This is a genomic window from Epilithonimonas hispanica (assembly GCF_003385395.1).
In the GTDB taxonomy this organism is placed as follows: Bacteria; Bacteroidota; Bacteroidia; order Flavobacteriales; family Weeksellaceae; genus Epilithonimonas; species Epilithonimonas hispanica.
Genome location: NZ_QNUG01000005.1, coordinates 1 through 25,111, shown reverse-complemented (window position 1 = coordinate 25,111; position 25,111 = coordinate 1). Strand labels below are relative to the sequence as shown.

Annotated in this window: 24 protein-coding genes; 12 read left to right on the top strand and 12 right to left on the bottom strand. The window is 33.9% G+C overall.

Annotation, left to right across the window (positions count from 1 at the left end):
- Positions 1-182 precede the first annotated feature (182 nt).
- From DRF58_RS03030 to DRF58_RS03010, 5 genes are all read left to right on the top strand, one after another.
- Positions 183-2,414, top strand: coding sequence for a TonB-dependent receptor (locus DRF58_RS03030; protein ID WP_116032691.1), 2,232 nt, complete (start codon positions 183-185; stop codon positions 2,412-2,414).
- A gap of 288 nt (positions 2,415-2,702) precedes the next feature.
- A complete protein-coding gene (locus DRF58_RS03025) occupies positions 2,703-3,344 on the top strand; it encodes a tetratricopeptide repeat protein (RefSeq protein WP_116032689.1) in 642 nt (213 codons plus the stop codon).
- A 292-nt stretch (positions 3,345-3,636) separates the two neighbouring features.
- Entirely contained in the window at positions 3,637-5,301 is a 1,665-nt protein-coding gene (gene menD, locus DRF58_RS03020) for a 2-succinyl-5-enolpyruvyl-6-hydroxy-3-cyclohexene-1-carboxylic-acid synthase (protein WP_116032687.1), read from the top strand.
- Positions 5,302-5,402: 101 nt separating this feature from the next.
- Complete coding sequence (locus tag DRF58_RS03015) at positions 5,403-5,978, top strand: Panacea domain-containing protein (protein ID WP_116032684.1); 576 nt, start codon at positions 5,403-5,405, stop codon at positions 5,976-5,978.
- Positions 5,979-6,419, top strand: a complete 441-nt coding sequence (locus DRF58_RS03010) for a hypothetical protein (RefSeq protein WP_116032683.1) — start codon at positions 5,979-5,981, stop codon at positions 6,417-6,419.
- A gap of 7 nt (positions 6,420-6,426) precedes the next feature.
- Here the strand turns inward: DRF58_RS03010 and DRF58_RS03005 are convergent, their stop codons facing one another.
- Positions 6,427-7,053, bottom strand: coding sequence for an aminotransferase class IV (locus tag DRF58_RS03005; protein ID WP_116032680.1), 627 nt, complete (start codon positions 7,051-7,053; stop codon positions 6,427-6,429).
- Positions 7,037-7,981 carry an aminodeoxychorismate synthase component I gene (locus tag DRF58_RS03000; protein ID WP_116032885.1) on the bottom strand — a complete coding sequence of 315 codons (945 nt, stop codon included), beginning with the start codon at positions 7,979-7,981 and terminating at the stop codon, positions 7,037-7,039. Before DRF58_RS03000 ends, DRF58_RS03005 begins: the two co-directional genes overlap by 17 nt.
- Positions 7,982-8,106: 125 nt before the next feature.
- Here DRF58_RS03000 and DRF58_RS02995 point away from each other — a divergent pair, with 125 nt between their 5' ends.
- The 6 genes from DRF58_RS02995 (at position 8,107) to DRF58_RS02970 (ending at position 12,794) form a co-directional block, all read left to right on the top strand.
- Positions 8,107-8,814 (top strand): hypothetical protein, encoded by a 708-nt coding sequence (locus DRF58_RS02995; RefSeq protein ID WP_116032679.1) that lies wholly within the window; start codon positions 8,107-8,109, stop codon positions 8,812-8,814.
- 71 nt (positions 8,815-8,885) lie between these two features.
- Positions 8,886-9,614, top strand: coding sequence for a beta-carotene 15,15'-monooxygenase (locus tag DRF58_RS02990; RefSeq protein WP_116032676.1), 729 nt, complete (start codon positions 8,886-8,888; stop codon positions 9,612-9,614).
- 16 nt (positions 9,615-9,630) lie between these two features.
- Positions 9,631-10,719: an AI-2E family transporter gene (locus tag DRF58_RS02985; RefSeq protein ID WP_116032674.1), complete on the top strand. Its 1,089-nt coding sequence runs from the start codon at positions 9,631-9,633 to the stop codon at positions 10,717-10,719.
- A gap of 10 nt (positions 10,720-10,729) precedes the next feature.
- Positions 10,730-10,942, top strand: a complete 213-nt coding sequence (locus tag DRF58_RS02980) for a DUF3820 family protein (RefSeq protein ID WP_089770244.1) — start codon at positions 10,730-10,732, stop codon at positions 10,940-10,942.
- A 34-nt stretch (positions 10,943-10,976) separates the two neighbouring features.
- On the top strand, positions 10,977-12,011 hold the full coding sequence (locus DRF58_RS02975) for a glycosyltransferase family 9 protein (protein ID WP_116032672.1): 1,035 nt from the start codon (positions 10,977-10,979) through the stop codon (positions 12,009-12,011).
- Positions 12,012-12,032: 21 nt separating this feature from the next.
- Positions 12,033-12,794: a lipopolysaccharide kinase InaA family protein gene (locus tag DRF58_RS02970; RefSeq protein WP_116032669.1), complete on the top strand. Its 762-nt coding sequence runs from the start codon at positions 12,033-12,035 to the stop codon at positions 12,792-12,794.
- Here the strand turns inward: DRF58_RS02970 and uvrB are convergent, their stop codons facing one another.
- The 4 genes from uvrB to DRF58_RS02950 form a co-directional block, all read right to left on the bottom strand.
- Positions 12,795-14,786: an excinuclease ABC subunit UvrB gene (gene uvrB, locus DRF58_RS02965; protein ID WP_116032668.1), complete on the bottom strand. Its 1,992-nt coding sequence runs from the start codon at positions 14,784-14,786 to the stop codon at positions 12,795-12,797.
- Positions 14,787-14,854: 68 nt separating this feature from the next.
- Positions 14,855-16,162, bottom strand: coding sequence for a M56 family metallopeptidase (locus DRF58_RS02960; RefSeq protein WP_157966698.1), 1,308 nt, complete (start codon positions 16,160-16,162; stop codon positions 14,855-14,857).
- Positions 16,163-16,244: 82 nt separating this feature from the next.
- Entirely contained in the window at positions 16,245-16,616 is a 372-nt protein-coding gene (locus DRF58_RS02955; RefSeq protein ID WP_116032663.1) for a BlaI/MecI/CopY family transcriptional regulator, read from the bottom strand.
- Between the two features lie 118 nt (positions 16,617-16,734).
- Positions 16,735-19,170: a TonB-dependent receptor plug domain-containing protein gene (locus tag DRF58_RS02950; protein ID WP_116032661.1), complete on the bottom strand. Its 2,436-nt coding sequence runs from the start codon at positions 19,168-19,170 to the stop codon at positions 16,735-16,737.
- A 192-nt stretch (positions 19,171-19,362) separates the two neighbouring features.
- On the opposite strand from DRF58_RS02950, the gene DRF58_RS02945 reads away from it, so the two are divergent.
- Positions 19,363-20,523 (top strand): PQQ-dependent sugar dehydrogenase, encoded by a 1,161-nt coding sequence (locus DRF58_RS02945; protein ID WP_245955354.1) that lies wholly within the window; start codon positions 19,363-19,365, stop codon positions 20,521-20,523.
- Between the two features lie 38 nt (positions 20,524-20,561).
- Here the strand turns inward: DRF58_RS02945 and tsaB are convergent, their stop codons facing one another.
- The 6 genes from tsaB to DRF58_RS02915 all read right to left on the bottom strand — a co-directional run bounded on the left by tsaB (position 20,562) and on the right by DRF58_RS02915 (position 24,960).
- Complete coding sequence (tsaB, locus tag DRF58_RS02940; protein WP_116032658.1) at positions 20,562-21,248, bottom strand: tRNA (adenosine(37)-N6)-threonylcarbamoyltransferase complex dimerization subunit type 1 TsaB; 687 nt, start codon at positions 21,246-21,248, stop codon at positions 20,562-20,564.
- A gap of 27 nt (positions 21,249-21,275) precedes the next feature.
- On the bottom strand, positions 21,276-21,707 hold the full coding sequence (locus DRF58_RS02935; protein ID WP_116032656.1) for a nuclear transport factor 2 family protein: 432 nt from the start codon (positions 21,705-21,707) through the stop codon (positions 21,276-21,278).
- A complete protein-coding gene (locus DRF58_RS02930) occupies positions 21,707-22,456 on the bottom strand; it encodes an SDR family NAD(P)-dependent oxidoreductase (protein ID WP_116032653.1) in 750 nt (249 codons plus the stop codon). The genes DRF58_RS02935 and DRF58_RS02930 overlap by 1 nt, the downstream gene beginning before the upstream one ends.
- A 139-nt stretch (positions 22,457-22,595) precedes the next feature.
- Positions 22,596-23,039 (bottom strand): peptide-methionine (R)-S-oxide reductase MsrB, encoded by a 444-nt coding sequence (gene msrB, locus DRF58_RS02925; RefSeq protein WP_245955353.1) that lies wholly within the window; start codon positions 23,037-23,039, stop codon positions 22,596-22,598.
- A 120-nt stretch (positions 23,040-23,159) separates the two neighbouring features.
- Positions 23,160-24,518 (bottom strand): acyl-CoA dehydrogenase family protein, encoded by a 1,359-nt coding sequence (locus DRF58_RS02920; protein WP_116032648.1) that lies wholly within the window; start codon positions 24,516-24,518, stop codon positions 23,160-23,162.
- Positions 24,519-24,627: 109 nt separating this feature from the next.
- On the bottom strand, positions 24,628-24,960 hold the full coding sequence (locus DRF58_RS02915) for a hypothetical protein (RefSeq protein ID WP_116032645.1): 333 nt from the start codon (positions 24,958-24,960) through the stop codon (positions 24,628-24,630).
- Positions 24,961-25,111: the final 151 nt, after the last annotated feature.

Here is a 25,111-nt window from a genome sequence, read left to right as displayed (position 1 = left end):
TAAAAAGTTTATTTGTTTAAAGTTAATTATTATTTTTCCGATATAACAAATTTAAAGCCAATATTATAAAGTCAATGTTTTACGTGAAACATTTACCATTCGGTTAGCAATATCTACGGTTCGGTCATAATTAATTTAATATTATCATTCGCCGAAATATCTTTGAGTCAAAATTAAGTCATATGAAAACTCAACGTAAACTTTTTAGCTTATTAACTTTAGTAATTGGAATCAGTTTATGGTCGCAAATTACCGTTTCCGGAAAAGTGACTTATAAGAATAAAGCATTGAAAGACATCAATGTAACGCTTAAAGATACTTACGATGGAGCAACTACAGATGCTAGTGGAAATTATACTTTCACGACCACAGAAACTGGAGATAAAACCTTGGTTTTTTCAGGACAAAATTATGATGAAATTGAACTTCCTGTAAAGATTGAAGGAAAAGATATTTCGATGAATGCTAATCTCAAACAACAAATTAGTGAAATCAATGCGGTCGTAATTACTGCCGGAAGTATAGAAGCGAGCGACAAGAAACGTGCGACTGCTTTATTGACGCCCTTGGATGTTTATACAACAGCTGGTGCGAATGGACAGATTTCTTCAGCTTTAGGTTATTTACCCGGCGTTCAGAAAGTGGGAGAGAGCGAAGGATTGTTCGTAAGAGGTGGAACAGGTGCTGAAACTAAAATCTTTATGGACGGCAATCTGGTCAATAATTATTTCACTAATTCGGTGCCGGGAATTGCTGGGAGAGACCGTTTCAACACATCTTTGTTTAAAGGGAATGTATTTTCAAGTGGCGGATATTCAGCGGTTTATGGTCAGGCTTTATCATCGGTTTTAGTTTTAGAAAGTGTTGATTTGCCTGAACAGACTTCTTTTGATTTTGGCATTTCTCCAATTTTTTTAAGTGCTAATTACCAAAAACTGAATCAAGAAAAAACAGCTTCTTGGGGCGTTGCAGGCGGTTATTCTAATTTTGGATTGATGGGAAAATTATTCAACTTCAATACAGATTTTGACAAATACCCTCAAGGTTATGGAGTTGACGGGAACTTTAGAATTAAAACCAAAAAAGGAGGTTTTATCAAATATTACGGAAGTGTAGATGAAAACAAAATGGCGGTTAGTTCGGAAAGTTTGGAGACGAATTCTGACAAAAATATGGTAAGTCTGAAAGGTCAGAATATGTATCACAATTTGTCTTACAGAGAGAAATTCGGGAAATATCTTCTGAACATCGGAACTTCTTATACTTACAATTTCAGCGATTTGAATTTTGCCACTTTTAAGGATAATGTTGAACAATCTAATACGCCAATTAATAATCAATCGAATTATATTAATGTAAAAGCAGTTGTTGAAAGAAAAATCAACAGAGCAAGTATTATTCGTGCTGGTTTTGAAATGAACAATGCAGATGAAACAATGAAATACGGAACTTTTGAACGCAATTATAAAGATTTGATTTCATCCACTTTTGCAGAAACTGATTTGATTTTCACTAATAATCTGACTGCAAAAATAGGAGCCAGATCAGAACATTCTTCTTATCTCGACAAATGGAATTTTTCACCAAGAGCTGCGTTAGCTTACAGGATTTCCAGAGATTGGACAACGTCTTTAGCTTACGGAATCTTCTATCAAAATCCGGAAAGTAAATATCTTTACAGTAAGAATTTTGATTTCCAGAGAGCTGACCATTATATCTTTCAGGTTCAAAAAAATGCGGATGGAAGAAGCTTGAGATTCGAAGCGTTTTATAAAAAGTATGATAACTTGATTAAAACCATTTCATTAACAGACAATGTGTCTTCGGCAAATAACCAATATTATCAAATTGCGAATAGTAATGTAGGAAAAGGTTTTGCTACGGGAATTGAATTATTCTGGAGAGATAAGAAAACCTTCAAAGACATAGATTATTGGCTGACTTATTCCTATCTGGATTCCAAAAGAGACTTTTTAAACTATCCTTTTAGTTTAGCTCCGAATTTTGCATCAAAACATACTTTCAATGCTGTGGCGAAGAAGTTTGTGATGGACTGGAAAACAGGATTTAATCTATCTTATACTTATTCCAAAGGACGTCCTTATTATGATTTGGTTTCGGAAAATGGAGAGAATGTCGTCCGTCATCAAGGAAGACTTAAAGATTATAGCGGATTGAATTTCAGTGTGAATTATGTTCCGAGTATCGGCAAGAAAGATTCAAATTTCTTTACAGTATTTGTTTTGAGTATCAATAATATTTTGGGAAATAAAAATATTTATGGCTATAATTATTCTGCAGATGGAAATAATAGAACTGCCGTAAGACCGCCGGTTAATACTTTTGTTTTTGTAGGCGTTTTTGTAAGTTTTGGTGTTGATAAGACCAATGATGCTATTAATAATAATTTGTAATAATTAGAAGAAAGATAATAGAGAAAAGATAAAAGACTTACATTCGATTGTTTATTTTCTCAAGTATATTATTCAATTTTTTTAAGTACTTATTTCCTCGCAGATTGAGCTAATCAAGGAAATTTCTTAACTAATTCAATCAGCTAAATCTGTAAAATCAGCGAGAGTTTTAAGTAATCAACAGTTCAGACATCAAAAATAACAGTTCGGTAGAATAAAATTTCAATGAAATAACAATCATTCTATCTTTGAATCAGAAATTTAAAATAACAAATAAAATACTCTCATATGAAAAAATTAATCTTAACAATCAGCCTTTCCTTAATAGGATTTACGGCTTTTGCTCAAACAGCTTTTGAAAAAGCTATGACAGAAAAAATAGCTAAAGTAGAAGACCACAAAACACCAGATGAATTCACGGCTTTGGCTAATGATTTTGATAGAATCGGAACTAAAGAATCTAAAGAATGGTTACCGTATTATTATGCTGCATTTGCAACGATTCAGAAAGGAAGAATATTGATGCAATCCGGAAAAACAGCAGAACTTGATCCAGTTGCTGCCGATGCGGAGAAATATATTGCTAAAGCAGAAATATTAAGCCCAAACAATGCTGAACTTTTCATCCTGAAAAAAATGACAAGCGGACTGAAAATGATGGCAGATCCGATGTCCAGATATATGACTGAAGCTCCAGTTGCACAACAAGCTTTGGCTAAAGCTCAGGAACTAGACCCAAACAATCCAAGAATCACAGTTTTACAAGCAGAAGACGCATATTTCACACCAGAACAATTTGGTGGAAGTAAAGTAAAAGGTGCAGAATTATTTAAAAAAGCTATTGAACAATTTGGAACTTACAAATCAAAATCATCTCTTGACCCAAAATGGGGGAAAGCGGAAGCAGAATATTTTTTGAGTCAGAAATAAAATAGAAACATTCATATTTCATAAGATTCCTTCGTCTAGGTGGAGAAATTTAAAATAAGAGTTTGAAACTTTTCAGTCTCTTATTTTTTATTTGAGAGTGTAGTTTATTATTCTAGAAGCAGAGAGATTGTATTGAGAGTTCAAATTTAACCACGGGAATTTTTCAATCAACATAATTGTTATATAAATTAATAATAGGCTAAATCTGGACAATCTGCTAGATATATTATTAATGAGTTAAAAGCTTTTCATTAAATTTGCAAACTGATTTATTTCTCAGTAATTTTCCCAAATGAAGCAATATTCCGCAAAACGCAGCATCCAGATTCTCGCACATATTCTTGAACAATACGGCATCGATAAAATCATCATTTCTCCGGGCTCCAGAAACGCACCTTTGGCGATTCATTTTTCCGAGATTGATGCGTTCCAATGTTACAGTATTGTGGATGAAAGAGCGGCTGCTTTTGTCGGTTTGGGAATTTCAAAATCGATTAAAAAACCTGTAGCGATTACTTGTACAAGTGGTTCTGCAGCTACCAATTATTATCCGGCTATTGTGGAAGCATTTTATCAGAATGTGCCGCTTTTGGTTTTGACCGCAGATAGACCTGCAGATTTTGTGGATATTTTTGACGGACAAACGATTCGTCAAAAGAATATTTTCCAGCAACATTCTTACGGCGATTTCGAACTGTTGGAAGATGAAAAAGATGGCGCTGATGATTATAATTTTGAAACCATCAAAAAAGCGGTTGAATTATGCATCGAAAAAAGCGGACCGGTTCACATCAATATTCCTTTGACAGAACCACTTTACAATCTGCTGGAAGAATTGCCTGTAATGCCAGCTGTTGAGAAAACAATTCAGAAAAAGAATTACGAGTTACCTTCCAATCTTGTTGCTGATTGGCATACTTCCAAAAGAATTATGATTTTGGCTGGAACTTTGTCTCCAAATCCGGAATTGGAAGCTCAGCTTTCTCAATTGGTTAAAAATCATAGCGTTGTTGTTTTAACGGAAATGAATTCCAATCTTCAACACGACAAATTTTTTGCTCATATCGACCGTTATATCACGGATTTTTCTGAGGAAGATTACCATACTTATGCTCCGGATTTGTTGATTACAATCGGACAGAATGTAGTTTCTAAAAGAGTGAAACAATTCTTGAGAAAAGCAAAACCAAAGCAACATTGGCATATCGATGAATATTGGCAACCAGACACTTATTATGCTTTAACTCAGAAAATTGAAACTAAGCCAGAGATTTTCTTTTCCAAATTATTGAAATCCATTAATCTGGAACCAAGACCTTATTTCAATCTTTGGGATGTTTTGAAAGATAAAAAAGATGCAAAACACGAGGAATATCTTAACAAAGCTCCTTTTTCAGATTTCTATCTTTTCAACCAATTGTCGAACATTATTCCTGAAAATTATAGAATTCATATTTCTAATTCTTCGGCAATTCGATACGCACAATTATTTGAATATCAAAAATATGATGTGTACTGCAACCGTGGAACCAGTGGAATCGATGGCTGTACGTCTACGGCAATGGGATTTGCAATGATGGAAGATGAGCCAACGATTTTAATTACTGGCGATTTGTCGTTTTTCTATGATATCAATGGGCTTTGGAATCAGTACATCCCGCCTTATACGAGAATTGTGATTTTCAATAATGGTGAAGGTAACATTTTCAAAATCATTCCTGGGCCAAGTGGAACTAATGCTTTGGATGAATTCATAGCAACACAACATCATAGAAATGCTGAATTATTAGCAAAGAATTTTGGATTTGATTATATAAAAGTTGAAGATGAAATTTCTCTTGACCGTGTTTTACCAAATTATTTCAAACCGGATTCTAAACCAAAAATCTTGGAAGTAATGACTTCAGGATGTAATAATGCGGATATTTTGAAACAGTATTTTGAAGCTTTGAAGTAAGTGTTTTTTAACACGTCATCATCTTGTAAAAACTTAATAAGCAATAAATTAAAACAATAAGAATTGTATTATTAAATAATTTACGTATTTTTGCAAAAAATATGGACACATTAGCTTACATTAAATTCAACAAGAATCAATTAGAAAAAATTGGAAATACTGTTGTATATTTAAGTGAGATGATTCCCCAGCTTTCCAAAACAAAACTCTTAAAACTTCTATATATTTTAGACGAAATTTCAATAAAAAAAACAGGAATTCCTTTTTTAAATTTGAAATATAAAGTTTGGAAATTTGGTCCTGTATCTGAAGAGTTATTTATTGATTTATCTTCAGAACCGAAATTACTTGAAGATTACATTCAAAAAAGCAGTGAAGATGGAATTAATTTCGTTATACCAAAAGTAGATTTCAATGATGATGAGTTTTCTGATAACGATATCGAATTAATGAATAATGTTATTAAAAATTTTGGTAATAAAACTGCAAAAGAGTTGATATCTTACACGCATAGAATAAACTCCCCTTGGTATAATACGGCTAAGAAAAATGATGTATTAGAATTATTAGAAAAAGAAGTAATCAATAATACTGAATATCTAATTGATATGGGTCAATTAATTTCTCACGATGAACGAAAATCAGAAATTTATTCCGAATTCATTGAGTGTAATTAAGTGTTTGAAGAAGGTAATATCATTTATTTTGATCCATTCTACTTTAAGAATGGGAATCCTGCAAAGCCAAAATATTTTGTAGTCTTGAAAAATGATGGTTACAAAAATATTATTGCATCATTACCTACAAGAAGAGACTCTATTCCCCAAAAAGAAACTATTGAAAATGGATGCGTAGAAATACCTTCTATTAATCTCAATTGTTTTATTATTTCTCCAAATCAGATAATTACAAACTGTAATAAATCTTTTGACTTCCCAACTCTTTTGTATGGACACCAGCTTGACGACTATAATATTCTTGCTTTAAAAGAAATGTATCCAAATGAAGGAAGTGATTTTTCTATTTGGGGAAAAATGAAAACAAGTTTATTTGAAGAATTAATTAATTGTTTTAAAAATTCTAAGACAGTAAAAAGAAAGTATAAAAAGCTTTTTTGATACTAATCTAAAACTCCAAATCCGATTCCTCTTTCGGAAGGTTAATGATTTTTCCAATCGGATAAATGAACATATCATCGAAGTCATTCATCGCATTGATGAGCTGAAAATGGGTAAATTCCTTGATATTATCGAGAGTGATTTCTGCTTCTTTGATTTTTTTTAATTTCAAAAGATTCTGTCTCATTACACCATTCAGAAGATAACTTTTCGGCGTGAACCAAGTTTTATCTTTCAGGAACAAAAGGTTGGAATATGATGTGTCGGTAATCTGATTATTTTTTACAATAATGATTTCGTCGGCGTGACTTTTATTTTTCAAATTTTGTAATTGAGTTCTGTCAGCAGACTTAAAGTTATAGTCGATTTCATTATCAATAACCAATTCAAAATCATCTAATTCTGAAATCACATAAGGAATGACCTGTGTCTTGAATTGATTCTCCAAATCATATTCGATTCGGAATTTATAAAGACCATCTTCATCGTGCTCCAAATTGAGAAATAAACTGTAAATATCGATTTTACATTCTTTCCCAAAATTCGAAAAAGTATCGTTCATTCTTTTCTGATGAAGTTCTTTCAGGAAAATTTTCTGGTCTTCAACTTTGATGCTTTCAATAAATCGGGACATAGATTTTGTTTTTCATTTCTTCATATTCGCTGGCAAGGTCACTTTGATGGGTAATTCCACCTCCGCTTTTGAAAAACAGTTTCTCGTTCTCTTTTTCAATAAAACGTATCATCACGCAGGAATCCAAATTTTTGCCGTCAAAATAACCTGCAATTCCTGTATAAAATCCTCTTTCATATTGTTCGGCTTCCAAAATGATTTCCAAAGTTTTGGGTTTTGGAGCGCCTAAAATAGAACCTGCCGGCAACAGTTTTTGAAGAATCGTTCCGATTTTATTTTGATATTCTGGTTTGATTTCGCCTTCGATTTCGGAACTCATTGCCAAGAGATTTTTCTGCTTGGTTTTGATATAATCGATTCTTTGAAATTCTTTAATCTGAACCTTATCCGCAACCATACTCAAATCATTTCTCAACAAATCCACAACTGTGTAATGTTCCGCTTTTTCTTTCGGGTCATTTTTCAGAATCTTTATTGCATCTTCTATTTCCGCATCAATTGTTCCTTTCATCGGATGTGTAAAAATCTTGTTATCAACAATTTCCACAAAAGTTTCCGGTGAGAAAAATACGAATTCATTTTTAAACTGAACTTTATATTTTGCCTTTGAAAATTTAAAAATATCTTCTAAACTTAAGCTTGTTTCAATTTCAGTTTTTGTTGTATAATTTATCAAATAAGAATTTCCTTTTCTAAGATTTTCCTGAACCAATTCAAATCCTTTTTGATATTTTTCTAAGGTTTCAGGAAATGATTTCCATTCAAAATTTGGAATATCTTCGTGTTGATGATTGATGTTTGTAATATTCGGAAAATCAATCAACAAAGTGTTATTTTGAATTTCAATTTCAGTAAAAATTTTGACTTCATCCATCAAGAAATTAATCAAGAAAAAAAAAGGTTCTTTTTTCTCAGACAACTCGTCCATTTTCTGAAACTGCGGATTCTCAAACATAAAAACAAAAATAGAAAAAAGATGGTAGAGAAAAGATAAAAGACTTAAAATGTGGTTTATCAATTTCAATCCTTTATTTTTGCAAAAAAGTTTGAGAAATGACGACGCAAAAACCAGAAATCGGAAAAATACTGACAGAAGCCTATCAATATTGGATGAGAACACTGCCGTTCCAGCTGATGTTTACGGTGATTTATTTCAGCATTTATATGTTTGCGGCGATGTACGCGTTTCGATATTACGGGCTTTTTGAAGAAATTCAGAAGTTCCAAAATCTTTTTTATTCCGACAGTACTGCCTTCTTGACAAAATATGCAGAACTGATGCAAACGGAAAATGCAGTGAATTTTTCTATTGCGGTTTTGATAATCAAATCTGTGATTTATCCTCTGAATATTGGTTTTTTGAAAATTTATAGAAAGTTGGATATTGGTGAACCACTGGAATTATCCGATTTGTTTGCTGGTTTCAGAGGTTATCATTTTATCATTTTTGTGGCTTTTGCACTGATTTGGAATTTCATTAACAATTATTTATTCATCCTTTCTCTTGTTTGGATGCCGATGTTTTTGCTGGTACCGGCCTTGATTTTCTTCAAGAATTATAATTTTTTTGATGCTTTTAAACTGAGTTTTGAGGTTTTCAAAAAGCATACTCTGCTTCTTCTTGGAGTTGCTTTAGTTTCCATTATTATTTCTTTTTCGGGAATTATTGTTTTCTTTTTTGGACTTTTTATGACTTTCCCTTTTTGGAATGCTGCAAATTATGTTCTTTATAAGCATTTGATTGCTGATTTTCAGGAATAATTTTTCTTGAGTTCATCCATTTCAGAAATTTTTTATGTAGATTTGATAATAAACTTCAAACTCAAACTACAATGGAAAATTTTAAAGAATTTGATTCTCAAGCAACAACTCCAGAAAGGGAAGTGGGCTCTATTATCTCTCACGCTTTAGAGATTTTTAAGAATACTTTTTTATATTGCTTTTTGGCTGTTGTTATCTATTTCTTGCTTAGTTTCATCATCCAGATGGTAACTGGTTTTGATTCTCAACTTTTGGTTGAAGAAATGACTAGCGGAGGACACGTAGATTACGCAGATATTATTGCAGCTCCAGGTTTTGCGGCTTATACTGGCGCAAGTTTTCTTGTTACACTTCTTCTTACACCAGTTTTAGTAAGTTTGATTTATGTGGCTAATAAATCCAATTTCAAGCAACCAATTGTTGTTTCCGATATCTTTTTTGCTTATAAACAAAACTTTGTTAATATTTTCATTTACGCATTAATTACTCAAATTGCGCTAACAATCCTACTTTTTATGTGCATTTTGCCTGCAGTTTTTGTGATGCCTTTTTTCTTTCTTGGTTATCCTATCTTAATTTTTGAAAAAGCAAGCGCTTTTGATGCTTTGAAAAAATCTTTTGACATTGTACAAAACAATTATGGCACGATTTTACTTACCGCATTATTGGCTGGCCTTATCAGTATTGCAGGTGTAGTATTGTGTTGTGTGGGGATTTATCTTACAATTCCGTTTGCTTACATCGCAATGTATTCTACTTACTGCGCTTACTGTGGGACGCCGAGACAATTAAATCCATAAAAAATAAATAAAAACTATGTCAGATTCCGGTAAACCAATAGACTCTGTTGTTATAAAACAGATTGCATTAATTCTTCTTATATGTGTTTTAGTTGGGTTAATTTGCTGGAATCTGGCATTATTTATTCCTTCATTTCTCGGAGCTGTTACGCTTTATATCATTTGTAGAAAATTCAATTTTTATTTAATTGAAGATAAAAACTGGAAACCTTGGCTTTCTTCAACAGTTCTGATGTTAGCATCACTTGTAATTCTCATTTTGCCTGTTTATTTTACGGTTGACCAATTGGTTTCCAAAATGGGAAATGCGCAGGTTTATATGCAAAAATTCAATGTATTTCTGGAGAAGATTCATCAATTTGTTTATCAAAAAGTGGGGTTTGATATTCTTAGCAAAGAGAATATTACTAAGGTTACCAACTTTGCAGGAACATTTTCTACAAAAGCTTTGAGTACGACTTTCAATACTTTCACAGTTGTTGTTTCGATGTATTTTATCTTGTATTTTATGTTTGTAAAAGCAAGACTTTTCGAGAGAATTGTTGCCAAAGCAATACCTTTCAAAAGAACCAATACGCAGATGTTAGGTGACAAATTCGTTAAACTAGTAATGGCAAACGCCATCGGGATTCCTGTGGTTGCGCTTGGACAAGGTATTGTAGCTTTGATTGGTTATTACATATTTGGAGCGCCAAGTCCAATGCTTTTATTTGCTTTAACGGCTCTTGCATCTATGTTACCCGTTGTTGGGGCTGCTATAGTTTACGTTCCAGTTGCTATTTTTATGATTGCAGAAGGACAAACCGGACCGGGACTTGGAGTTTTGATTTACGGTCTTGTTGCTGTTGGATTGACAGATAATCTTTTGAGGTTTACTTTGCTAAAGAAATTAGAAGACATTCACCCTTTGGTAACCGTTTTCGGAATTATTCTCGGAATGAATATCTTTGGTTTTATGGGACTGATTTTTGGTCCAATCCTGATGTCTATCACAGTTTTATTAATCCAAGTTTACAGAGACGAATTTTCAGATGATGAAACACCACAATTAGAACTTCCGAATCAGGATATCGAAATTGAAAACAAAAACGATTTAATTATATAAAATGGAGGGAATCAATCCTCAAATCCTGAAAGAAATCTGCGAAGTCAGAATGCCTTTTGGAAAATACAAAGAAACAATCCTCGCAGACTTACCCATTTCTTACCTCGAATGGTTCATGAGAAACGGCGGATTTCCACAAGGAAAACTCGGAATGCAATTGGCAACAATCTACGAAATCAAATTAAATGGTTTGATGGATTTGCTAAAACCGCTCAGACGATAATTTTTTTCGGTAAATTTGCAATCATAAAAGTTATATGAAGAAAAAAATCAACGCCGTAAGAAGGTCTGTTATGAAAAGTCTTACTAAAAACATTGGTAAGTCGCATGCTGAGGGGAAACTTAATAAAAATTTCAAAGTAAAAAGAGTTCTGATTTCCAGACCTAATCACAGGCTTGGAAATATTCTTTTATTAACTCCGCTGGTTCAAGAGATTGAAAATACGTTTCCAGATGCAAAAATCGATTTGTTTGTAAAAGGTGGAGTAACGCCTATTATTTTCAAGAATTATAAAAGTGTTGATAAAATCTATCAACTGCCGAAAAAGCCTTTCAGTAATCTTTTTAAATATATAAAAGGTTGGTTTTCTTTGAAATCGAATAAGTACGATTTGGCAATCAACGCCACGCAGGGTTCTTCTTCCGGAAGATTATCCATTTCTTTAGCCAATGCAGATTACAAATTTTTTGGAGAAGAAGTTGAGAATATTAAATCCCAACATTCTGATTACAATCACATTGCGAAAAATACCATTTACAATTTAAGATATTATCTAACTCAAATTGGACTTGATGAAAACAAATCTGAAGTTCCTTTTCTAGATTTAAAATTAGACCAATCAGAAATTGAAGATGGAAAGAAAAAACTACATAACATTGTAAAAAATGATAAAAAAACCATTTGTCTTTTCACCAATGCAACTGGAGATAAATGTTATTCAGAACCTTGGTGGACAGCATTTTATGATAAATTAGAAGCTACTTTCCCAGATTACAATATCATCGAACTTTTACCGGTAGAAAACATCTCAAAACTCAATTTCAAGATTCCGAATTTTTATAGTAAAGATGTTCGTGAGATGTGTGGTTTCATTGCAAATTGTGCCATTTTTATTGCAGCTGATAATGGTGTAATGCATTTGGCGAGTGCTTCTGGAGTTCCAACGATTGGACTGTTTTCTGTGACAGACGAAAATATGTACAAACCTTATAATCATAAAAGTTTATCTGTAAACACCAATAATGTGGATAATGATAAAGTAATGGAGCTGATTAAAACGTCTTTAAACTAATAACCTAAAAACAAGAAGACAATGAACTGGGTATTTTCCGAAGGTTTTTCTCAATATAAAAATGCAGTTTCTGATATTATTAAAAACTTCAAAAACGGCGGGACTTTAATTGGTCCTGGAGCCAGAAATATTGTAAAAATTTTTGAAATTGAGGGTAAACAATATAACTTCAAATCATTCAAACAGCATAATTTCATCAACAGACACGTTTACAAGTTTTATAGAAAATCCAAAGCCAGACGTTCTTTTGAATATGCTAATCTTCTGCTCAGTAAAAACTTCTATACACCAAATCCTGTTGCCTACATCGAGTTTTTTGATTTTTGGGGATTGACATCAAGTTATTATGTCAGTGAGCAGCTGGACAATTGTTTTCCTTTGACAGACGCTTTACATAATGCTGATTATCCTGAGAGAGAAAAAATTTTCCGAGGCTATGCAACTTTAATGTTCAATTTGCACGAAAAAGGAATCGAGTTTATTGACAATGCTTCTGGAAATTTTCTCTTAAAAAAAGAAAACGAAACTTATAATTTCTACTTAGTTGATCTCAACAGAATGAATTTTCATTCCGTTTTTCCGATTGACAAACGACTGCTTAATTTTGCAAGATTAACGACCGATATGGATACGATGAAAATCATCAGTGACGAATATTCCAAACTATCTGGGATTCCAGTAGAATACTGCCTTCAAAAAATCAATGAAGCTTCAGCAAAAATGGTAAGAAAACGTAAAATCAAGAAGATTCTGAAATTCTACAAATACTTTTTGAAAAAATAATTAAGCTTTCAAAGCAGTAATTTCATCACGAAGTTTTGCGGCTTTTATAAAGTCAAGATTTTTCGCGGCAGCTTCCATTTCTTTCTGCTTTTGAGCCACGATTTTCTCGATGTCTTCGCTTCCGTAACTTGCTTTGGTTTCGGCAACTTCCTGTAGGATTTGTTTTTGAGTATATTTTTCGTCTGGGAAATCTTTGCTTCTTCCGACTAAATTTTCACTGATTTTTTTATTCAAAGCCTGAGGAACTTTGCCGTGCTCTTCATTATATTTCATTTGTTTTTCACGGCGATAATTGGTCTCATCAAGCGTTGCCTGCATAGATTTTGTTATTTTATCGGCATACATAATGGCCCGTCCGTTTAGATTTCTCGCAGCTCTACCAACCGTTTGAATCATAGAACGGCGCGAACGCAACATCCCTTCTTTATCGGCATCTAAAATCGCTACTAAGGAAACTTCCGGCAAATCAAGACCTTCTCTCAAAAGATTAACACCAACCAAAACATCAAATAATCCGAGACGCAAATCCTGCATAATCTGAATTCTTTCCAGCGTTTCCACATCAGAGTGGATATACCTTGTTCGGATGCCTACTTTTGTGAAATATTTAGTGAGTTCTTCCGCCATCTTTTTAGTCAAAGTAGTAACCAGAGTTCTTTCATCCAGTTCTACTCTTTTATGGATCTCTTCAATCAAATCATCAATCTGATTAATTGTTGGACGAACTTCGATAACTGGATCCAGAAGTCCTGTTGGACGAATAATTTGCTCAATATAAGTCCCTCCGGATTTTTCCAATTCATAATCTGCAGGTGTTGCCGAAACATAAATCACCTGATTCTGCATATCCTCAAACTCATTAAATTTCAAAGGTCGATTATCCATCGCAGCAGGCAAACGGAATCCGTGTTCTACCAAAACTTCTTTTCTACTTCGGTCACCTCCATACATCGCGTGAACCTGAGGAATGGTAACGTGACTTTCGTCTATCACCATCAGATAATCTTTCGGAAAATAATCGAGTAGACAGAAAGGCCTTGATCCGGGCAAACGTCCGTCCATATAACGGGAATAATTCTCAATTCCTGAACAATAGCCCAATTCACGAATCATTTCTAAATCGAGTTCGGTACGCTCTTCCAAACGTTTGGCTTCCAATGGTTTTTCAATTTCCTGGAAAAAATCAACCTGTTTTACCAAATCGTCCTGGATTTGACGCACCGCACTTTGCATGGTTTCTGGTGTGGTTACAAAAAGATTAGCAGGATAAATATTAATGGAGTCAAAATTGGCAGTTACATTTCCAGAAATGGGATCAAAACTTTGAATCTTTTCAATTTCATCTCCAAAAAACTGGACTCTCACCGCATTATCTGCATAAGCAGGAAAAATATCAACGACATCTCCTTTTACGCGGAATGTTCCTCTTTGAAAATCATTCAAAGCTCTGGAATATAATGCACTTACCAAGGAATGGAGTAGTTTTGTTCTGGAAACTTTTACTTCCTTATCAAGTGTAATTAAGGATTTATGAAATTCCGTTGGATTTCCAATACCATAAATACAAGATACTGAAGCCACAATTAAAACATCTCTTCTCCCGGAAAGCAGGCTGGCTGTAGCAGACAATCTCAATTTCTCGACTTCTTCGTTGATGCTTAAATCTTTCTCGATGTAAGTATTTGTGGAGGCAATAAAAGCTTCCGGCTGATAATAATCGTAGTAGCTTACAAAATATTCCACAGCATTTTCCGGGAAAAACTCTTTGAATTCCATAAAAAGCTGAGCTGCCAAAGTCTTGTTGTGGGCCAAAACCAAAGTAGGTTTTTGAACCTGTTGTACCACATTTGCAACGGTAAAAGTTTTTCCGGAACCCGTAACACCCAGAAGTGTCTGATATTTTTCACCAATATTGATTCCTTCTACCAATTTCTCAATAGCTTGAGGCTGGTCTCCAGTGGGTTGATATTCTGATTGAAGTTTGAAATCCATTTAACAAAAATACGAAATAAAAAAACGTTTCGGAATGCGAAACGTTTGATGTTGATGATAAAGAAATTCTATTGGAAATTCATCGCTATTGGAAGTTTAAAAACTGTAGCTGCTGGCTTTTCGTTTTCTGTTGCTGATTTCCATATTTTATCTGCTATTACCGCTTTTGCAACTCTAACGGCTTCATTATTAAATTTTTGATTATCTCCTTCTGCCTTTACATCTGTTGTTTTACCGTTTTCATCAATGGAAATATATAAAATCGATTTTATAAAACCTTTTTCTTTAAAACCTGATGCATCGAACTTATTAGCAAATGTCTGTCTAAATTCATCAAGCCCTTCCGGAAACTGTGCTGCTGTAATATTACTGGCTGGTGGTGGGGGTGGCGGAATTGGCAATTCGTTTTCTTTAAGTTTTCTCATCTTCGCTTTCTTATTATTGGAAGGAATTGTATCCATTATGACTTTTTCAGCATAATCATATCCTCTTGGTTTCCTCTTTTTTTTCAATTCTGCTTTATACATTGCCATCATTTTTCTTTGAGATTCTGTATAATCTTTTTCTTTTGTAAGAACAGCTACAGCATTTTTTTCTTTGCTGTTCTGAGCATAAACTTTTTGAACAAACAAAAGACTCAATCCTGCAAAGGCAGAAACTGCGACTATTTTTTTTGTTTTCTCGAATTTTGACTTTTTTGTGGTCATCATAATAAATCGTTTTTTGGTGTTATTGTAATTGAATTGGTGTGTCAGGTTTAAATTTTGTGTTTGGAGAATCTCGGAAAGAATCAAAGTCTGATAATCTTTCACATTATTTTTTTGTTGAATAATACTTTCATCCGCCAAAAATTCGTGGTTATCTGTCATTGCTTTTTTGTAAAAATATAAAGCCGGATTGAACCAAGAAATGACTCTCAAAATCTCAAGAAACAGAATATCTAGAGAATGTTTCTGAACAATATGTGTTTTCTCGTGTTGGAAAATTCTGTTATCGATTTGTTGATTTTGGAAGTAACTTTTGTTCAGATAGATTTTGTTCCAAAAACTGAACGGAGGCAGATTTTTCTCAACTAATTTCACTTTCTGATTTTGATAATTAATCTCTTTTCCTTTCAGATTAATAATTTTTCTGATTGAATTTATAGTTATGATAATCAAACTAATTGATATTAAAACACAAATCAGAATAATCAAATTTATCCAATTAAAATTAGAAACTTGAGCTGTAGTTTGAACTAATTCCTGAGTTTGGATTTCGTCAAAAATCAATTGACTTTTTTGTTCAGAAATCGCTGGCAAATTAATTTTCACAAACGGAATTGCATAAGAAAAAACCAAAGCCAACAAAAGATAAAATCTGTTGAAACGGAACATTTTTTCTCTTTGCAAAAACAAATAATAAATCCCTATCAACAATGATGAACAAAGGATTATTTTGAAAATAATGGTTAACATTTTAGTCTGTTATTTCTTTGTCAATAATGTCTCGTAGTTCTTTCAATTGTTTCTGAGATAGTTTTGCATTCGAAGTGAAAAATGATGCAAACTGACTTACAGAATTATTGAAAAAACGGTCAATCATAGAAGTCATTTCGCCTTGGAAATAATCTTCTTTCTTCACTTTAGGAAAGTATTCTCTCGAGTTTCCATAAAGTTTGTAGCCTACCAAATTTTTGTTCTGCATTCTTTTCAACAACGTTGCAATGGTTGTTGACGCAGGTTTTGGTTCAGCATATTCTTCCAAAATATCTTTCATAAAAACCTTTTCTTTTTTCCAAAGGATTTCCATTAAGATGATTTCGGTTTCTGTTAATTTTTGCTCGTTCATTTCTACAATATTATATTTTGTTCTACAAATGTAGAATTAAAATTTGAATAAGCAAATTATTCAATAAAAAAAGGACTCAATATAAAATTGAATCCTTAAAAAAGTAGTTAGTTGTTGTTTAAAATTTATAGGTCACTCTTGTGAAGATCTGTCTTCCGGCAAACCCCATCTGCACAGGATCAAAGATTCCACCGGACTCTGTATTACCATCAGATACAGATGAATATTGTAATGTTGGGTATCTGTTAAAAATATTTTTTCCGCCCACAATCCAAGAGAAATTTTTTGTAAAATCATAACCTAGCGAAATATCCGTGGTCACTCTTGGGGTATAAGTTTGGTAATCATCTGGTCCATTATAACCTACCAAAGTCACTTTATCGAATCTTACCAATTGTAGATTCGCATTGAATTTTTGGATTTTATAGTTTAGATTTAGATTAACCTTGGTTTTAGGAGCAGAAGCCAAGATAAAAGCCCTTTCTCTAGCACTCAAATAAACATCTTCTTTACCTACAAGCTTACCGCTGGTATGAACATCTGTAATTTCCATTTCATTGTAATTCCCAGCCAATGTAGCGGTCAACTTTCCAGCACCTAAACCTGTGTTATAAGAGAGAATCAAATCAATTCCTTTTGTTTTGGTATCTACAGCATTAGTAAAAAACTGTGCTTGATCAATATGATTGGTTGTCAAAATCGAGCCAATTGCATCATCCGATTGATCAAAAGTTCCGGTCAAAACAATCCTATCTTTTACTTTGATGTAATAACCATCTACAGTTGCAGTAAATTTTCCACTATTGAATGTAAATCCCGCACTTCCATTCGTAGAAGTTTCCTGTTTCAGCTCTGGGATCCCAACTTCTTTTGCAAGTGCACTATCATTAGATGCTAACTGAACCGTCACAAGTTCTCCACCTTGAAAATTGGTGAACTGTAAACTATAATATTTCTGAACCAATGATGGCGCTCGGAAACCTGTAGATATTGATCCTCTGAATGCAAATTGTGGTGTTATCGCATATCTTGTCGCAAATTTTCCATTGATTGTGCTTCCAAAATCATTATAATTTTCAAATCTTCCCGCAGCACTTATCATCCAATTTTTTGTAATATCAAGTTCTGTATCTATGTAAGCAGCAAAATTATTTCTACTTTTTCCAACTTCTTGAGAATAGCCCGGAAAACCTTGTGATCCGCCAGGTCTCACATCTCCAGACAATGGATTAACAACCAACAAATCTGGGTTTGTATTGGCCGTTACCAAATTTCCATTCGCATCATACATGGCATAAGACGCTTCTTCGCCTTTTATGATATTGAATTTTTCATACCGGAATTCTGTTCCGATTGCTAGATTCAAACCATCTAATACATCAAAAAATTTGCTTGTACTTATCCCCGTTGTATTTTGTAAAAGCGAATGTCCTCCTGCATCAAAACTAGTTGGAGAATTAACACCCAAAGTAGCATTGATTGTATTATCAATTTGATACACAAATCTGTTATTTCCAAAAGCATTATAGAAATCAAAATCCCAATCACCAACTTTAAACTTCAAACCATTATCAAAAGTAAAATCTGAGATTTTTGTGTTCTGAACAGGATCGAAGCCGTTTGGATAAACTTCTGGGATATTACCATCCGCATCTGCAGACCTTGTCCAGGCATAGGCATGGGTGTTACGATAAGAAAAACCAGGCTGTGAATAGAATTTCAAATTATTAGAAAAAGGAACTTCTATATTACCAAAGAAAAAGATATTATTGGATTTAGCATCTCCAAACCGTTGTCTCGGCGCATCAAATTTATCAGGATTCGCATTTCTAATTGCATAATCTTTATTGATGATTTCAAAAGTAAAATTTCCAAAACCTCCATTGTTTCCTATTTTGGTTCCAAGGTTTCCACTGAAATCAAACGTATTTCCATCCCATTTTTTATCCGAAACCACATCGTTATTTCCTGGACTTTTGAAAAGATTAGCACCGTAAAAAGCACTTCCTTCAAATCCGTGATCCCTGTCATTCAAAACAACATTAATAACACCTGCAATAGCATCTGATCCATATTGGGCAGAAGCTCCATCTCTTAAAATTTCTACCCTTTTTATAGCCGCAACAGGAATTGTATTCATATCATATCCAGAATTACCTCTTCCTCTGGTTCCGAAAAGATTAACCAAAGAAGATTGGTGGTATCTTTTCCCATTCAACAAAAGTAAAGTCTGGTCTGGCCCCAATCCACGCAAAGTAGCAGGATCTACAGCATCAGCCCCGTCTGAGCCAGATTGTTTATTAGAATTAAAAGATGGTGCAGCAAACTGTAAAAGCTGATTAACATCTACCTGACCTGTGGATTGGCTTACTTGTTTCAGATCGATAACATCTACTGGGACAGGGGTATTTGTAACGGTTCTATTTTTATTCCGAGTTCCAATAATGGTAACTTCATCCACTGCTGTTTCTCCTGAAAGTGTATCTTTGATCTGAGCCAGATAAAGTGAACTTGCACCTAAAAAAAACACAACACTTATTTTTTTTATTTTCATATTAATTAGAAATTTATTATCAAAAATATAATTTTTTAGCTAATTATATATTAAAAAAAAGGGTAAATGTTAAAATAAGTGAAAACACTTAAAATAAGCCCTATCAAAAACAGGAGGTAAGTGGAAAAAAAATTTTTAATTAAGATTTTTTTGGTGGCACTATTTTTCCATTCATTAGAAAAAATATTTGTTATGCTGAAGTCCATTATTCTTCCAATGTTTTGTTTTTCAACAATTTTGATTTCTTGTCAGAAAAAAGAATCTATCAAAAATCTTCCTCCAGTAGAAAAAGAAAAACCAAATTCCAACAACAAACCAGCTTTTGAAGGACAAACGAGAGTAGTGGGTTATAAAACGCAGACAGAATATCAGGTTGATGTCATCAACACAAAACTTGGTCGACCTTGGGGAATTGCGCAACTACCTAACCATAATTTCCTAATTACAGAGAAAACGGGATTTATCAATCTTGTTTCTCCAGACGGAAAATATGTAACAAAAATAACGGGTCTTCCGAAAGTTGATAGTCGTGGACAAGGCGGACTTCTTGATATTGTGATTGACCCAGATTTTGAGAATAATCAAACGATTTACTGGTCATTTTCAGAACCATATGAAAAAGGAAATTTGACTTCCGTTGCAAAAGGTATTCTGTCGACAAACAAAGTAGAAAACGTCAAAGTTATTTTCCGAGCAACACCTTCTTATGACGGAAGACTGCATTACGGAAGTCGGTTGGCTTTTGACAATTCCGGAAATCTTTTCGTAAGTACAGGCGAAAGGTCGGACTTGGAAACACGTCCGTTGGCTCAGGATTTAAAAGCTTATTTGGGAAAAATTATTAAAATTGATAAAAACGGAAAACCTGCCGCAGGAAATCCTTTTATTGGAAGCAACAAAGCTCAGCCAGAAATCTATTCTTACGGACACAGAAATCCACAGGGAATCGCCATTCATCCAGAAACCGGCGAACTTTGGGAAACCGAAATGGGACCAAGAGGCGGTGACGAAATCAATCTTATTAAAGCCGGAAAAAATTATGGTTGGCCAACAATCACTTACGGAATTGAATATTCCGGACATAAAATCAATAATGGATTGACGAAAAAAGATGATTTGGAACAGCCCGTTTATTATTGGGATCCGGTGATTTCTCCAAGTGGAATTACATTTTATACGGGAAACATTGTTGAGTGGAAAAACAATCTTTTCATTGCTTGTCTCAGTGGTGAAAAAATCAACAGAATTATTCTTGAAAACAACAAAGTTGTCGGAGAAGAAAGGTTATTAGATGACCAAGGCGAGAGATTCCGTGATGTTTTTGATGGGAAGACGGGAATCTTTATGCGGTGACGGACAGTGGGAAATTGTACAGAATTTCTAAGAAGTAATTATTGTTTTTTAACTCTATCAGCTTTTTTAATTCCTTGAAAATCTTTCAGATAAAACGGTTCAAAATAAGCGACATCTTCAAATTGTTTTTCATTGAATTTCACCACAGATTTTTTAATCAAGCCTTTTGCAGAAGGATAAATATCCGATTTGAATTCTGCATTAGTAAGATTCAGGATTTCTTGAGCTTTTTTTGCGCCGTCTCCAATGAAGAGAATTTTCTTGTCAGATAATTCTGAAAAGGAATTTTCATCTAGGATTTTGGCTTCGGTTTCCTTAATCATTTCGCCTGAGTTCCCATCGAAAAAAGCGGTGTAAACTTCCATTCTTCTGGCATCAATCAAAGGAATAATTAATTCAAAACCTTGATTAACGAATTCCTCAACCATAGAATCCAAGGAATTAACAGCAATCAAAGGAAGCTTCAAACCATAACAGAAACCTTTGGCAGAAGCCGCTCCAATTCTAAGACCTGTATAAGAACCCGGACCTTTTCCCAAAGAAATGGCATCCAAATCTTTCAAGGAAATTTCGGCACCCTCCAAAGCCCATTCTACAAAACTGTGAAGACTTTCGGATTGTTTATAATTATCGGAAACTTCTTCGCAAAGGCAAAGTAAATTTTCACCATCAGAAATGGCAACAGAACAGTTTTTGGACGAGGTTTCTATGTGAAGGATTTTCATTCTGCAAATGTAAGGATTAAGGAAGAATTATTTCAAACTCACACTTTGTCTGCTCCACAATTTCCAGATTCCTTTTTGTTTAATCCAAAATTCTAGGACAGAAAGCTTCATTTCAAAAGTTTCGTTTTTGTAAAGTCCTTTTACAGCAATATTTCTACGGATATTTGCGAATTTATTTTTGAATTTAAATTCCTTTAATTCAGTTTGTTTAACAGATTGATATTTTACTTTTCCGGATTCGAAATCTTTTTTGAAATCATCTTTATTCTGAATCCAGCCATTAGAATGCCCAAAAGAAACGTCATCAGAAAACAATTCCAAAATCTTAGAATTGTTATTTTCCATCAAAGAATCCAACTTTGAAACCTGACTTAGCAATGCTTTTTCTTTATTGGAATAGGTCTGAGAAAATCCGAAGACAAAAAAAACTAGAAATATAAAACTTAAAGTCGATTTCATTATTTCCTGTAAATCGTTCTAGGTTCGGCTTGAGCTTTCGGATAAATCGTCATATCAGAAACCGAAACTCTTTCCGGAACATTGATGCAATAAGCAATTGCATCGGCAATATCTTCGGCAACCAAAGGCTCATATCCAGCATAAACTGTCGCCGCTCTTTCATCATCACCTTTGAATCTCACTTTCGAGAAATCGGTTTCTACAGCTCCAGGTTGAATATTAGTCACGCGAATCCCAAATTCCGTCAATTCTATTCTCATTCCTTCGGAAATCACATCAACAGCTTTTTTAGACGCGCAATAAACCACGCCATTTGCGTAAGTTTGTCTCGCCGCAACCGAACTAATATTGATGATTTGCCCGTTTTGTTTTTCTTTCATCAATTTGATAATGGGTTGAGAAACATATAATAAACCTTTCACATTGCCGTCCATCATAGAGTTCCAATCGTCGATATTTCCTTCAGAAATTGGGTCAAGTCCGTGGGCATTTCCTGCGTTGTTAATTAGAACATCGATGTTTTTCCAATTTTCCGGAAGTGAATTGATTGCAGAAAAAACTTCCTCAGAATTTCTGACATCAAAACTTAAAGTAAAAACTTCAGTTTCTTTTGACAATTCTGTTTTGAGTTCTTCTAGAATAGTTTTATTTCTTCCGCAGAGAATCAATCTGTTTTTTTGCTTTGCTAATAGAATTGCTGTTGCTTTCCCGATTCCGGAAGTGGCTCCGGTGATGAATATTGTTTTCAATTTTAAATTAGATTTAGTGATACAAAATTAACGCAAAGTCGCAAGCATTTTAGAATTTAAAACTAAAAAAGTCGCAAAGTTTTAATTTGCGACTCATATAAAAATATTTAAATCTTCCTTTCTGCCTTTGCGATGAAAACTATTTCTTATCGCGTTGAAAATCCAAACTAACAGAATTCATACAATATCGAGTTCCTGTTGGCGGCGGTCCATCATTGAAAACGTGCCCTAAGTGTGAATCGCAACGTTTGCAAAGAACTTCGATACGTTCCATTCCGTGAGAAGAATCTCGCTTGTAAATTACGCCATCTTTATCAGCTTCGAAGAAACTTGGCCAGCCACAAGTACTCGCAAATTTAGAGCTTGAACGGAACAAATGATTACCGCAAACAGCGCAGTAATATTCTCCAACTTCATCGAAATCATTATATTTTCCTGTGAAAGGATATTCTGTATTGGCTTCTCTTGCGATGGCGTAAACTTCAGGAGCAAGGATTTTTTTCCATTCTTCGTTGGAAATATTCAGTTTGGTTTTGTCAGTTCTTGAATAATAGGGATTGTTGGCGTGTGTGTTATCTTCCATTGTTGTTTGTTGTTGAGGTTTGGTTAAATCAACTTTTTTCTGCGCGCAATTTTGCATCGAAAAAAAAGATAATATTAGAAAAACATAAAGCTTCATTGTTTAGCAAATTTAATAATTTCATTAGACAAATGCACTCATTCCTGTAATCGAGCGACCAACAATCAACGAGTTGATTTCTTTGGTTCCTTCATAAGAATAAATGGCTTCTGCATCGGCGACAAATCGGGCAACATCGTGTTCCAAAAGAATTCCATTTCCGCCCATTACTTCTCTTGCTTGTGCGACAACATCACGAGTTCTCAGGCTACAGAAAACTTTTGCCAAAGATGCGTGTTCGTCTTTCAAAATATCAGCATCCTGCATTTCGGACAATCTGAAAACCAAAGTCTGCATTGCTGTCAAATTTGATAACATTTCTACCAAATGTCCTTGAATCAACTGAAAAGATGCAATCGGTTTTCCAAATTGCTTACGTTTTCTGGTATAATCCAAAGCACTTTCGTAAGCACCTCTTGCACAACCAGTCGCCATCCAAGCAACACCTGCTCTTGTCATTTGAAGCACTTTCGCAGTGTCTTTGAAACTATTGGCGTGTTCCATTTTTTGAGAATCAGCAACGAAACAATCTTTCATCGTGATGAGTCCGTTTTGGACAATTCTGAGTGCCATTTTTCCTTTGATTTTTTCAACCTCGAATCCCGGAGTACCTTTTTCAACAATGAAACCTTTGACCTGATTATCATCTAAATCTCTCGCCCAAATAACAGTTACGTCAGCAAAAGTTGCATTTCCAATCCATTTTTTTTGTCCATTCAGAATCCAACCGCCTTCTACTTTTTTGCAGGTTGTTGTTAATCCGCCAGCAGCTCCGGAACCGACTTCTGGCTCGGTCAATCCAAATGCGCCAATCAAATCGAATTGTTGCATTGCCGGAAGGTATTTTTGTTTCTGTTCTTCGGAACCGCAAATATAAATGGAACCCATTGATAATCCGGATTGCACACCGAAAAATGTTGCCAATGACGCATCAACACGTGCAATTTCCATTGCGATGACGCCTTCCATCAGGAATGGTAGATTTGGGCAACCGTAGCCTTCATAAGTGACACCGCAGAGATTAAGTTTTTTGAATTTTGGAATCAGTTCGTGTGGAAAATCGTCGTGAAGCCAATAATCGTTGACCAAAGGTTTTGCTTCTTTTTCCATAAACTCACGGACTTTTAACTGAATTGCTCTTTGCTCATCCGTCAGTTTCATATGTAATTCATAAAAATCGCCATTGATTGGTGGTAATTCTTTTTTATTTCCGGACGAATCGAGCATTTTTATCAAACCTTTGATTTGATTGTCGTCCAATTTTGAGAACTGATTCATCAGTTTTGGAAGGTCAACTTTTTGTGAGATTTTGGAGATTTGGTCTATATCGATATGTTTCAGGAGATTAAAAATTCCTTTGATTTTGGAAATAGTGCTGTTCATAGATTTCTGTTTTCTTGTAGAATGCAAAGAATATTCCTAAAAAGCTTTTACTAGTTTTCTTCAAAAATAAAAATTCGCAAACATAAATTTGCGAACTTAACATATTAGATTACAATTTGATAGCCCTTATATCTTTAATTATTTTACTACCATAGAACCGCTTTTCGTCATTGGTAAAATAAGATTGATTTTTGTTTACTAAATATTCTACATCTCTTCTTAATAATGGCACTCTCCATAAAATCTCTAATATAACATTCTCTTGTATAAGGAATCTTGATGTATATACCTTTCTTTGATTCAAGGAGCCTTTATATATTTTTTGTGGAGAGATAATTATTTCACATAAAAATTTGTCAAATCTTTGCTCAATAAATTTTCCTTTGTTACTTTCAATTTTTTCTTTTAAATAAAGATAAGCATCTTTTGGCGGTCTAAACATATCATTTGTTCTTATGTATAAACCTTCACTATAAACAATATTAATATCTTTTACTCGTAGTGCATTATTAAATTAATTCAATTTTAAGTCTATTCATTTTTCTATTGAAAACAAAAACATTTACAAACTGAATGAAAGTTAATGCTGTTAT